General features: G+C 74.2%; 9 protein-coding genes. 7 read left to right on the top strand and 2 right to left on the bottom strand.

Going from position 1 to position 12,135, the window contains the following annotated elements:
- Nucleotides 1-42 precede the first annotated feature (42 nt).
- Genes ABZ570_RS00145 through ABZ570_RS00125 form a run of 5 tightly spaced genes read left to right on the top strand, consistent with a single transcriptional unit; the run spans nucleotide 43 to nucleotide 8,194 of the window.
- Entirely contained in the window at nucleotides 43-1,302 is a 1,260-nt protein-coding gene (locus ABZ570_RS00145) for a multicopper oxidase domain-containing protein (RefSeq protein WP_358055004.1), read from the top strand.
- Between the two features lie 13 nt (nucleotides 1,303-1,315).
- Complete coding sequence (locus tag ABZ570_RS00140; RefSeq protein ID WP_358055002.1) at nucleotides 1,316-2,617, top strand: multicopper oxidase domain-containing protein; 1,302 nt, start codon at nucleotides 1,316-1,318, stop codon at nucleotides 2,615-2,617.
- Between the two features lie 20 nt (nucleotides 2,618-2,637).
- Nucleotides 2,638-5,607, top strand: coding sequence for a multicopper oxidase domain-containing protein (locus ABZ570_RS00135; protein WP_358055000.1), 2,970 nt, complete (start codon nucleotides 2,638-2,640; stop codon nucleotides 5,605-5,607).
- A gap of 59 nt (nucleotides 5,608-5,666) precedes the next feature.
- The gene (locus tag ABZ570_RS00130; RefSeq protein WP_358054998.1) at nucleotides 5,667-6,134 is read left to right on the top strand and encodes a hypothetical protein; all 468 of its coding nucleotides are present in this window, start codon (nucleotides 5,667-5,669) and stop codon (nucleotides 6,132-6,134) included.
- Nucleotides 6,135-6,139: 5 nt separating this feature from the next.
- Nucleotides 6,140-8,194, top strand: coding sequence for a copper resistance CopC family protein (locus ABZ570_RS00125; RefSeq protein WP_358054996.1), 2,055 nt, complete (start codon nucleotides 6,140-6,142; stop codon nucleotides 8,192-8,194).
- 134 nt (nucleotides 8,195-8,328) lie between these two features.
- On the opposite strand, the gene ABZ570_RS00120 is transcribed toward ABZ570_RS00125, so the two are convergent.
- A complete protein-coding gene (locus ABZ570_RS00120; RefSeq protein ID WP_358054994.1) occupies nucleotides 8,329-9,342 on the bottom strand; it encodes a LacI family DNA-binding transcriptional regulator in 1,014 nt (337 codons plus the stop codon).
- A gap of 284 nt (nucleotides 9,343-9,626) precedes the next feature.
- Between ABZ570_RS00120 and ABZ570_RS00115 the strand changes: the two genes are divergently transcribed.
- On the top strand, nucleotides 9,627-10,520 hold the full coding sequence (locus tag ABZ570_RS00115; protein WP_358054992.1) for a M15 family metallopeptidase: 894 nt from the start codon (nucleotides 9,627-9,629) through the stop codon (nucleotides 10,518-10,520).
- Nucleotides 10,521-10,560: 40 nt separating this feature from the next.
- On the opposite strand, the gene ABZ570_RS00110 is transcribed toward ABZ570_RS00115, so the two are convergent.
- Nucleotides 10,561-11,346 (bottom strand): alpha/beta hydrolase family protein, encoded by a 786-nt coding sequence (locus ABZ570_RS00110; RefSeq protein ID WP_358054990.1) that lies wholly within the window; start codon nucleotides 11,344-11,346, stop codon nucleotides 10,561-10,563.
- 156 nt (nucleotides 11,347-11,502) lie between these two features.
- Here ABZ570_RS00110 and ABZ570_RS00105 point away from each other — a divergent pair, with 156 nt between their 5' ends.
- Nucleotides 11,503-11,895 (top strand): hypothetical protein, encoded by a 393-nt coding sequence (locus ABZ570_RS00105; RefSeq protein ID WP_358054988.1) that lies wholly within the window; start codon nucleotides 11,503-11,505, stop codon nucleotides 11,893-11,895.
- The last annotated feature ends 240 nt before the right edge of the window (nucleotides 11,896-12,135 follow it).

Raw genomic sequence — 12,135 nt, 5'->3', positions numbered from 1 at the left:
CGCCCGCGGGCCCCGCCCGTCCCACCCATCGAGGAGGAGATCGTGACCGATCCCGTACGGCAGCCGAGCATCAGCCGGCGTGCCCTGCTGGCCGGCCTCACCGGTCTGGGCACCTGGGCGGTCCTGCCGGAGAGCGGCTCCGACGCCCAGCCGCGCCGCCCGGCGGCGGTGCTGCCCCGCGCGGTGCCCAATCCGACGGTGTCCCTGCACCTGGCGGCCACCGACGGCTGGGTCTCCATGCCGCAGGGCTCCCCGGCGATCAGCCCGTTCTGGCCCGACCCGCTCGCACCGCCCGACACCGACCTGTACGTCTTCGGCTTCCGCGACGTCACCGGCCTGTCCGCCACCGAGGTCACCGCCCAGCGCGGCAAGGCGCAGATGACCGCCCCGCTGCTCGGCTTCGACCAGGAGACCGACATCAAGCTCAAGCTGACCAACCTCGGCCTGGCCCAGCGGCCCGACCTGGTCGACGGGCACACTGTGCACTGGCACGGCTTCCGCAACGCCATCCCGCTCTTCGACGGGGTGCCGGAGCTGTCCATCTCGGTGCCGATCGGCCGCGAGTTCACCTACTTCTTCCGGCCGCACGACGCCGGCACCTACATGTACCACTGCCACTTCGAGGACGTCGAGCACGTGCAGATGGGCATGACCGGCATCGTCTACGTACGCCCGACCCAGAACGCCGGCACCTCCGCCGTCCCGCCCGGGAAGTACGTCTACAACGACGGCGACGGCAGCACCGGGTACGACCGGGAGTTCGCACTGATGCTGACCGAGGTGTGGGCCGAGGCGCACTACCGCGATGCGCACATCCAGACCACCGACTGGACCGACTACAAGCCGTCCTTCTTCGCCTTCAACGGTCGCTGCTACCCGGACACCCTCGCCCCCAACGGCGACCCGCTCAGCCCCGCCGCCGGGCGACTGCGCTACCAGCCGATCTCCTCGCTCATCACCGCGAACGCGGGGGAGCGGGTGCTGCTGCGGCTGGCCAACCTCGGCTACTGGAACCACACCCTGACCGTGGACGGCATCGACCTGCTGGTGGTCGGCAAGGACGCCGCGCTGCTGCGCGGCCGGGACGGCAGCGCCGAGTACCAGGTGACCAGCACCGTCGAGATCGGACCGGGGGAGAGCCGCGACGTCATCTTCACCGCGCCCGACGCGGGCACGTACCTGCTCTACGACCGCGACCTGATGTCCCTGGCCAACGCCGGTGGCGGACGGGGCGGGCAGTTGACCGAGATCCGGATCTCGCGGCCCGGCACGCTCGCGGCGCAGACCCGGGCGAACGCCTGAGATGGGGGTACCGATGCTTCGTCTCGACCGCGGCCGGTGGAAGCGGCTGAGCGCGCTGCCGCTCGTCGCGGCCATCGTCGCCGTGCTCCTCGTTCCCGGGCCGCACGAGGTGGCCGCCAGTCCGCCGGCCGGCCTGGAGTGCCGCACGTCCGGCGACAACGGCTTCGACCTCACCGCCACCGGCGGGTACGCGGCCATGCCGGACGGCAACACCATCTACATGTGGAGCTACGCCGCCAGCGGCGGCGACTTCCAGCTGCCCGGCCCGACGCTCTGCGTCACCTCCGGGGCGAGGGTCACCGTCGTGCTGCACAACAGCCTGCCGGAGCCCACCTCGATCACCTTCCCCGGGCAGGTCCAGGTGCTCGCGGAAGGGCGGCCGGCCCAGCCGGAGACCGACGCCGCCGGCACCCTCACCTCGCTCACCACCACCGCCGCGGCCGGCAACGGCTCGGTCACCTACACCTTCACCGCCGGCCCGCCCGGCACCTACCTCTACCAGTCCGGCACCGACGTGCAGAAGCAGGTGCAGATGGGGCTTTACGGTGCCCTGGTGGTCCGCCCGGCCGGCCACCCCGACCGGGAGAACGACCGGGCCGACTCGACCTTCGACACCGACCACGAGTACCTCTACCTGCTCGGCGAGATCGACCCGGACCTGCACCTGGCCGTCGAGCGCAGGCGGGCGTACGACTTCACGAAGTACAAGGCCCGCTACTTCACCATCAACGGGCGCAGCATGCCGGACACCATCGCGCCCAACCACGCCGACTGGCTGCCCGACCAGCCGTACGGGGCATTGATCCACATCCTGCCGTACGACCCGGTGCTCAACCCCAAGCCGGCGCTGATCCGCTACCTGAACGCCGGCACGGTCAGCTACCCGTTCCACCCGCACGGCAGCGACGAGCAGCTGATCGCCCGGGACGGCCGGCCCGCACAGGGCCCCGGCGGACAGGACCTCTCGTTCTCCAACTTCCTCATCGACGTGGCGCCCGGCCAGACCGTGGACACCCTGATGGTCTGGAAGGACGCCGAGCACTGGAACCCGAGCACCAACCCGATCCCGGTGCCGCTGCCGTCGTTGCAGGACCAGATCGTCGGACCCGGGCCGGAGACCTGGTTCGCGGAGAACCCGTACCTCGGCGGCGAGCTGGGCGAGCTGCCGCCCGGCGTGGTGCAGAACAACCAGTGCGGCGAGTACTACCACGTGGCGCACAGCCACGCGCTGGAACAGGCCACCAACTACGGGGCGAGCTTCGGCGGAATGATGACGCTGATCCGCATCGACCCGCCCGCCGGGTGTCCGGCATGACACGGCAGGGGAGGGCGACGATGACTCCGATCCGTACGCCTCGGCTGGTCGCCGGGATCGCGGCGGCGCTGCTGGCGCTCGGCCCGGCCCCGGCTCACGCCGCGGCCCCGCAGACGGCGGCCCCCACCGACCGGGCGCCGGCCACCGTCGCCGGACCGCCCGGCCCGCCGCAGGGCGTCCTGCCGCAGACCGGCTGCCAGCTCGCCGGTGGCACGGCGACCTGCGACCTGTGGGCCAAGCCCGGCTCGGTGGTGCTGCCGGGCGCCGCGGCGCCGGTGCCGATCTGGGGCTTCGCCTCGGCCGACTCCGCCCCCGCCACGCTGCCCGGCCCGGTGCTCGTGGTCGACCAGGGCGACCGGGTCACCATCACCGTGCACAACGGGCTCACCGACAACCTGTCGCTGGCGTTCCCGGCCGTCACCGGGCTCGCCCCCGACCGCACCGGCGCCGCCCCCGGCGGCACCCGCAGCTACACCTTCACCGCCGTCCGGCCGGGCACCTACCTCTACGAGGCCGGCCACACCACGTTCGGAGCCCGCCAGGTGGCCATGGGCCTGGTCGGCGCGCTGGTCGTCCGCGCCCCCGCCGTCGGTGGGCGGCCCAGCGCGTACGGGGACGCCGCCTCGACCTACGACGACGAGGCGGTGCTGGTGCTCACCGAGGTCGACCCGGCCTTCAACGCCGCCCCGCGCACCTACGACCTGCGCGCGTACGCCCCGCGTTACCGCCTGGTCAACGGCAAGGCGTTCCCGGAGACCGACGTGGTCGCCACCGACGCCGGCCGTACGGTGCTGCTGCGCTACGTCGCCGCCGGGCTGCAGCCACACCCGATGACCCTGCTCGGGCTGGACCAGGCGGTCGTCGGCCAGGACGCCCGGCCGGCCGCGTACCCGGAGGCGGCGGTGACCGTGCCGCTGCAACCAGGGCAGGCGGTCGACGCCGTGGTCGGCGTGCCGGCCGTGCCGGACGGCCGGCGCTTCCCGCTGTTCGAATCGGGCGGGCAGCTCAACAACGACGGCCAGCGTTACGGCAGCACGGTCACCGGGGTCAGCCCGCAGCAGGCCTTCGGCGGCATGCTGACCTTCCTGGACACCAACCCGCCGCCGGTCAGCGGCGACCACGTCGGCCCGACCTCGGCGAACGTGCGGGTCGCACCGAACCCGGCCAGCGTACGGAACACGATCACCATCACCGCCGACTTCACCGACGAGCGCAACGGCAACTCGGTGGTGGACCGGGCCGAGGCGGTCGTCGACGACCTGCGGGTCGCCGAGGGCACCGGCATCCCGTTCACCGCCGCCGGCTTCGGCGCCGGCCCGACCGTCACCGGCGCCACCGCCACTCTCCCCGCCGACCTGCTCCTCACGCTGGCCCAGGGAAAGCACACCATCTGGGTACGCGGCCACGACGTGGCCGGCAACTGGGGTGTGGTCGGCAGCGCCACCTTGAACCTCGCGGTCACCGGCGCGGTCACCACCGGAGTGACCCTCAGCCCGAACCCGACCGGAGGCACCGGCGAGATCGCGATCTCCGCCACCGGCGACGACCGCGGCCTCGGCGGCACGGTCACCGACGCCGAGTACTTCGTGGACACCAGCGGGCCCAACGGCACCGGCACCCCGCTCGGCCTGGGCAGCCCGGGCGCGGCGATCAGCGCCGAGTCCGGCAGCATCCCCGCGGTGGTCGCCGCCGCCCTGGCCGAGGGCCGGCACTCCGTACTGGTCCACACCCGGGACTCGTTCGGCTTCTGGGGCCCGTACGCCGCCGCCGACCTGGTGGTGGACCGGACGGTGCCGGCCCTGCTCTCCGGGACGGTGGAACCGGCCGTCACCAACGGTCGTACCGGCTCCGCGTCCGACCCGAACGACCTGCGGATCACCGCGGCGTTCACCGACCCCGTCGGGGGCGGGGTGCACTCGACGATCGCCGACGCGGAGGGCTTCCTCGACGTCGGCGGGGCGGACGGCACCGGGTTCACCTTCCTCGCCCTGGACGGGTCGTTCAACAGCGGCACCGAGAACACCTACGGGCTGCTGCCGCTGAGCGAGCTGACCGGGGTCGCCGACGGCACCCACCGGGTGCTGGTGCACGCCCGCGACTCGGCCGGGAACTGGGGGCCGCTCGCCGCGCTCACCTTCGTGCTCGACCGGACCGGGCCGGCGGTCACCGCGGTCAGCGCGACCCCGAACCCGACCGCCCGGGCGGCGACGCTCACCCTGACCGCCACCGCCACCGACATCTCCGCGGTCACCGCCGCCGAGTGGTACGAGGGCACCGACCCGGGCGTCGGGCACGGCCGGCCGATGACGGTCACCGGCACCGCCGTGACCACCACGGTCGCGCTCAACGGGTTCAGCAAGGGCAACCACACCCTGCGCGTCCGGGCCCGGGACGCGCTGGGCAACTGGGGCCCGGCCGGCACCGTGACGGTCAACGTGGACCCGCCGAACGCGATCTTCTCCGACGCCTTCAGCGGCGGCACGAGCGCCTGGTCGCGGGTGTCCAGCACGGTGTCGGTCAGCTCGGGTCAGCTGGTCGCCGGCACGGTCGGCTACGTCGTGGACGACACCCCGGCCGCCGAGCGCACCATCCACACCCGGGCCGACGTCACCCTCGGCACGTTCAACCCGCAGACCGCCGTGGTCACCGTCCACGAACTCCGGAACGCCTCCGGCGGCGCCGTGGCCGTGGTGCAGTACCGGCGCAGCAACGGGGTCAACCAGTTCCGGCTGGGGCTGCTGCGGCCGGCGGGCTGGGCGTACACCTCGTGGGTGAACGCGGGCGGTGGCACGATCCGGCTGGACTGGACGTCGGCCAGCACGGGCTCGGCCACCCTCAAGGTCGGCACGGTCACGGTCGGCACGCTGACCGGCGACACCAGCGGCTACTCGGTGGAGTCGGCGGCACTGGGCCTGGTCGCCCGTACCGCCACCACCACCGGCTCGCTGAGCTTCGACAACTACGCCGCCACCCGCTACACCGCACCCTGAGCCGCCTCGTGGGGGCCGGGTACGCGCCCGGCCCCCACCCTCCCCGAGGAGTCCTGACTGTGGTCGCGATCCCGTTCCGTCTCCCGCGTCCCCGCCTTGGCCGGGTGCTGCTCCCGCTGCTCGTCCTGGCGCTGGTCGCGGTGTCGTTCGTCCGCTTCGGCGGGTACGCCGACGCCCGGCAGGGCTACGCCGTCCCGCAGGACGGGCAGTTGGAGAGCGCCCTCGGCATCCGCTTCACCCAGGCCGCCGTGGTCGGCGACGGTGGCCTGGTGGAGCTGCGCTACGTGGTACTGGACACCCAGAAGGCGTCGGCCTTCCAGAACGACACCAAACACCCACCCCGGCTGCGCAACGAGCGTTCCGGCAAGCTGGCCTGGCGGGCGACCCTGATGAAGCAGGGCCACGAGCTGCGCCCCGGCCAGAGCTACTACCTGCTCTACCTGAACAACGACAACGCCATCAAGCGTGGCGACAAGATCGAGATCACCTCCGGCCAGCGCCGCCTGGCCCACGTCCCGGTGCGGTGAGCGGCGTGCGCCGGCTGGGCCGCCTGCTCGCCGCCCTCGCCGTGGTGGGCCTGACCGTGCTGGTCGGGCCCGCGCCGGCGCAGGCCCACGCGTACCTGCTGCGCAGCGCGCCCGCCGACGGCGCGGTGCTGGACCGGGCCCCCGAGACGCTCACGCTGGCCTTCACCGAGCACGTGGAGCTCTCCGCCGCCCGGATCAGCCTGGTCGACGGCGACGGCCGGCCGTGGGCCGTGACCGGGCTGGCGCTGCGCGGCGCGGACGGCGTACCCGGCGCGGACGCCGGCGCCGAGGAGCCGGTCACGCTGGTCGCCGGTCTGCCGGCCCTGCCACCGAACACCTACCACGTCGCCTGGCGGACCCTCTCCTCCGACGACCTGCACACCACCAGTGGCACCCTGGTCTTCGGCGTGGGCCGGCAGGTCACCGCCGAGGGCGCTGCCCGACCGGTCGGCCCCGGCCCCCGGGAGACCACCGCCCGGGCCATCGGGCTGCTCGGCCTCGCCGTCCTCATCGGCGGTGCCGCCCTTGCCCTGCTGCACGCGGCCGGCGCCCGTCGCCCGAGGCGGGCTGGAGGAGATCTTGGCGAGTCGCCGTCCGCCACGAACGGGAACTCGTCAAGATCCAGCGCGGATCTCGCGCTGCGTCGTCGGTTGCTCCTGGTCGCCGGGTACGCGGGGGTGGTGGCGTTGCTCGCCGCGCCGCTGCAACTGGCCATTCAGCTCTCCGCCGCGGGTGGCCGGCGGTGGTGGCTCCTGGCCGACCAGCTCACCAGTGGGCGCTGGCTGCTCCGCGAGGCCGGCACCGCGCTGCTGCTCGCGGCCGTGCTGGCCGCCGCCCGCCGGCTCGGGCCGGGCCGGCCGGCGGTGGCCCGCGACCTCGGGCCGGTCAGGCCAGCCGCCCGCCCGCTCGAGCCGGGCACGCCGGCTGCCGTCCGTGACCTCGGGCCGGGCACGCCGGCCGCCGCCCGCGACGAGGCGGTACGCGGCGCGCGGGGCACGCTCGTCGTCGGGCTGCTCGGGGCGCTGGCCGCCGCGGCCGGCACCGCGCTGCTCGGCCACCCGATGGGTGGCCCGCCGCGCACCGCGCTGGTCGGCGGGGCTCACGTGCTCGCTGCCGGCGGCTGGGCCGGCGCGCTGCTGGCCGGTGCCCTCGCCCTGCTGCCGGTGGTCCGCCGGGCCGCCGACCGGGGCGCCGAGGCACGCGCCCTGCTGCGCGCCTTCGCCCCGCTCGCGGTCGGCTGCCTCACCCTGCTCCTGCTCACCGGGCTGCTGCTCACCGGCCCCCAGGTGGCCACCGTGGACGCGCTGCTCGGCTCCCCGTACGGGCTGCTGCTGCTCGCCAAGGTCGCGGCGGTCGGCGGGGCGGGGCTGCTGGGCGCCAGGACCGCCCGGCGGCTGCGGCGGGCCGAGCTGCCCCGGCGGGGCCTGCTCGCCGAGGCGGGCCTCCTCGCCGGCGTACTCGGCCTGGCCGGGGCGCTGGCCGCCGCCGGCCCGGCCCGGGGCCCCGCCTTCCCGGTGGCCGCCGCCGGGCGGTCCGTGCCGCAGGTCAGCGGCCAGGTGGCGGACCTCGTCGACACGGTGGCCGTACGCCCCAACCGGCCGGGACGCAACGTCGTCAGCATCAGCATCGGGGACACCCGCCGGCCCGCCCCCGGCCCGGTGACCGGGGTGTCGCTGCTGCTCACCGGGCCGAACGGGGAACGGGTCGTCCGCCCGGTCACCCGGACCGCCGACGGCTGGGTGGTGGCGGTCGACGACATCCGTTCCGCGGGGCAGTGGCGGATCGGGGTGACCGTGCTCCGGGACGGCCTGCCGCCGGTCAGCGACACCCATCCCTGGCTGGTGCCCGCCGGCCCCGCCGCGCCGGTACGCGTCTCGGCGGCCCCGCTCCGGCCGGCGCTCGACCGCACGGCCGCTGTCCTCGCGCTGCTCGCGGTGCTCGTCGCCGCGCTGGTGACGGTGCGGGCCCGGCGGGCGCGCCGAGCGCGCGACGCCGGAGCCGCCGTGGGCCGGCCGTCCGCCGGGGTGGGCCCGCGCCGCCGCACGCCAGCCCGAAGGTAGCGGCGCAGCCAGCGGTGACGGTCGTCAGCGATGGTGGGCACCCACACCATCGTTGACGGCGGTCCTCCATCGACCGTGCAGCACGTCATGCGGTACGCATTCCCCGCCGCAGAACCAGTCCGCGGGGCGGGCGGCTAGCGGCCCGCGGAACTGTCCCGCACCATGAGCTCCGTGGCCAGTTCGAAGCGGGGCGACTCGATCTTCTCGCCCTGCCCCAGGCGCAGCACCGTCCGGGCGGCCAGCCGCCCCATCTCGACGAGCGGCTGCCGCACCGTGGTCAGCGGCGGGGATGCCCATCGCGCCTCCGGCAGGTCGTCGAAGCCGACCACGCTGACATCGTCGGCGACGCGCAGCCCCCGCCGGCGCACGGCCTCGTACACGCCGAAGGCCATCTGGTCGCTGGCGGCGAAGATCGCGGTGGGCGGGTCGTCGAGGTCGAGCAGGGTCGATCCCGCGGCGAAACCGGAGGCGTGGTAGAAGTCGCCGGACTGCACGAGCCGGTCGTCGACGGGTATGCCGGCCGCCTCCAACGCGGCCCGGTAGCCGTCCAGCCGGGCCCGGCTGCACAGCAGGTGCGCCGGGCCGGCCACGAAGCCGATCCGGCGGTGCCCGAGCGCCAGCAGGTGCTCGGTGGCGGACAGCCCACCGGCCCAGTTGGTCGCGCCGATGGTGGGTACGTCCGTCGCCGGCACGCCGGCCGGGTCGACCACCACGACGGGCACGTTGAGCCGGCGCAGCTGCGCCTGCACCGGCGAGCTCAGGTGCGAGGTCACCACGATGACCCCGTCGGAGGCGCGGGCTCGCAGGTTCTGCAGCCACTGCGAGGTGGAGGTGGATTCGCTGTGGATCGCCGAGACGACCGTGCCGACTCCGGCGGCGTGGCCGACGTCCTCCACGCCCCGGATGATCTCCACGGCCCACGGGCTGTCCAGGTCGTTGAAGACCAGGTCCACCAGGTTGGCCCGGCGGACGGTACGGCTGCCCCGGCGCCGGTAACCGTGGTGGTGCAGCAGCTCCTCGACCCGTTCGCGGGTGCCGGGAGCCACGTCCGAGCGGCCGTTGAGCACCCGGGATACGGTGGGCACCGAGACACCGGCCTCCCGCGCGATCGCGGTGATCGTCACCCTGCCCCCGATGTCCGCCTTCACCCGTGCCTCCTCCATCGGCCGGAAGATCGACCGAAACCTTGTCGCCGAAGCCCCGGAAGCGCCTGCCCGTTCCGCGGCTCATTTTGCCGTACCCCTGGGGTTGACGACAGATCGGGCCCGTTCTGGCGTTCCCCCGAGTTCCGGAAACGTACCGGGAGTCTGCCCGGGCGCGTTCATCGCTGATCCCGCCACGCTGCCGCCGCCGACCGGGCCGTGGCGGCGGTGGCCCGCCCGTCACCGGGTTGCCGACCCGACGGCCCGCCGGTGCTGGTAGACACGGCAGGGTGGAGACCGGCAGGCGAGCGGTGGACCGCGCGACGGCGGCGCTGGCCGTCGCGGCGGTGCTGCTCACCGCCGCGTGCCAGCGGCCCGCACCGAGCCCCGCCCCGTCACCCCCGCCGTCGGCGTCGCCGTCACCCCCGCGGCCGACGTCGGCACCGCCGTCGCCCCGGTCGCCGTCGGTCACGCCGTCCGGGCCCCGCGCCCCCGCCGGCTTCGTCGATCTCGCCGTCGTCGACCCGAGCATCCGCACCGACATCCGGTACGCCACCGCGCACAACTTCGTCGGCCGGCCGATCACCGGATACCCCGAACCGCTCTGCCTGCTGACCCGGCAGGCCGCCGAGGCGCTGCACCGGGTGCAGACCGCGGCGCTCGCCCAGGGGCGCAGCCTCAAGGTGTACGACTGCTACCGCCCGCAACGGGCGGTCGACGACTTCGTCGCCTGGGCCAAACTGCCGGGGGAGCAGCAGATGAAGGGGGAGTTCTACCCCGACGAGCCCAAGGATCGCCTCTTCACCGACGGCTACATCGGGGCGCCGACCGCGCACAGCCGGGGCAGTACCCTCGACCTCACCCTGGTCCCGGTACCCACCCCCGACCAACCCGCGTACGCCCCCGGGCAGCGGCTGGTCCCCTGCACCGCGCCCGCCGGGCGTCGCTTCCCGGACAACTCGGTCGACATGGGCACCGGGTTCGACTGCTTCGACCCGCGCGCCCACACCGCAGACAGTCGGATCACCGGCGCCGCGCGGGACAACCGCGAGCTGCTCAAACGGCTGATGACCGCGCAGGGCTTCGAGAACTACCCCCGGGAGTGGTGGCACTACCGTTACACCGCCGAGCCGTATCCGGACACCTACTTCGACTTCCCGGTGGCCCGGTCCTCGCTGCGCTGAGCGCCGTTCGAGGCTGACAAGTCTGGTGCCGTTCCTGCGCTCAGCCGGTGCTGTCGGGGCGCAGCGGCAGCCAGGCCAGCACGTCCTGGATCTTCGCGTCCCAGTACGCCCAGTCGTGGTCGCCGGGGGAGAAGTCCACGGTGACCGGCACCCCGTGGCGGCGGGCGGTGTCGACGAAGCGGACGTTGTCCTCGTACAGGAAGTCCTCGGTGCCGCAGGCGACGTAGAGCGCGGGCAGGTCGTCGCCGGCCCGTTCCAGCAACGCCACCGTGTCGTCGTCGGTGCCCGGCACCTCCCGGCCGCCCCAGGCGGTGTGCCACACCGCCGGGTTTATGGGGTTGGTCGGGTGGTCCCGCCGTCGTGCCACGTCCAGCGCGCCGGAGAGGCTGGCCGCCGCCGCGAACCGGTCCGGGTGGCGCAGCGCCCACTTCACCGCCCCGTAGCCGCCCATCGACAGACCGGCCACAAAGGTGTCCTCCCGGTGCGGCGAGAGCCGGAAGTACGACCGGCAGACCTCGGGCAGTTCCTCGCTGAGGAAGGTCCAGTAGCGGTTGCCGTGCGCCTCGTCGGTGTAGAAGCTGCGCCCGGCCTGCGGCATCACCACCGCCAGCCCGAGCGGGGCCGCGTACCGCTCGATGGAGGTGCGCCGGGTCCAGATGGTGTCGTCGTCGCTCAGACCGTGCAGCAGGTAGAGCACCGGCGGGTCGCCGGCGCTGGCGCTGCCCGCCATGCCGATCCCGGCCGAAGCCCGCTCGGGTAGCAGCACGGTCATCGACGTGCCCATGCCGAGGGCCTCGGAGAAGAAGTCACACCGGATCCGCGCCATGGGGCCGGATCGTACGCGCCGCCCCCCGATAGCGGTCGAATCGACCCTTCCTATTGCCGTGGGTGGTCCGCGAGGGACAGGATGGCGAGGCGCGCTGGAAACCTCCCCGTAACCCGCGTGCTGCTGCTCTCTGTCACGAGGAAGTGGGAGTCAGTCATGAGCGACGTGTCGAGCGCGCTGGGTGTGCGCCTCTACCCGGACCTGGTCGAGCGGGGCGGTCTCGCCCCCGCGCTCGCCGAGACGGCCGCCCGACACCAGCTCGACATCGGCCAGGTGACCGCCCCGCAGCAGGGGCGCGCCCGGTTCACCTGCGCCGAGCTGAGCTCCGAGCAGGGCGTCGTGTGCGTGGGGCTCGGCTCCCAGGCCCGCTACTTCATGATCGATGTGCGGGTGTCCGGGCAGGTCCAGGCCCGGGGGGACGCCACCGACCTGGTCCAGGTGGCACAGGTGGCTGACGCCTGGCGGGGCGGCGCCACCCTCGCCGAACTCACCGAGCGGTTCGTGTTCATGGAGGCGGTGAAGCGCCACCCGGTCGCACAGGCCGGCTAGAGCGAGCACCCACCGGAAGATTCTCGATCCCGCAGACCGCCACCCTGCGGCGTGCGCATCGCGCCAGCCTGGGCGTCTCTCTCACCGAGGAGGACGCCCAGGCTGTGCCGTTTCTGGCGCCGTCCTGCTCGACCTCCGCCAGCAGCAGGTGCAGGCGGCGTGCGCGCCCCGGGAGCCGCCGACGGGCGCTCCGGACCGTCACCCGTCCGAGTTAACCGGTTGCCGGCCCTCGGGGTCCCT

This window comes from Micromonospora sp. NPDC007271 (genome assembly GCF_040634005.1).
In the GTDB taxonomy this organism is placed as follows: domain Bacteria; phylum Actinomycetota; class Actinomycetes; order Mycobacteriales; family Micromonosporaceae; genus Micromonospora.
This window is presented reverse-complemented; position numbering and strand designations above follow the sequence as displayed.

Excerpts from the sequence above, each read along its gene's own strand:
- ABZ570_RS00135 (WP_358055000.1), top strand. The coding sequence starts at position 2,638 with ATGACTCCGATCCGTACGCCTCGGCTGGTCGCCGGGATCGCGGCGGCG.
- ABZ570_RS00110 (WP_358054990.1), bottom strand. The coding sequence starts at position 11,346 with ATGGCGCGGATCCGGTGTGACTTCTTCTCCGAGGCCCTCGGCATGGGC.
- ABZ570_RS00140 (WP_358055002.1), top strand. The coding sequence starts at position 1,316 with ATGCTTCGTCTCGACCGCGGCCGGTGGAAGCGGCTGAGCGCGCTGCCG.
- ABZ570_RS00105 (WP_358054988.1), top strand. The coding sequence starts at position 11,503 with ATGAGCGACGTGTCGAGCGCGCTGGGTGTGCGCCTCTACCCGGACCTG.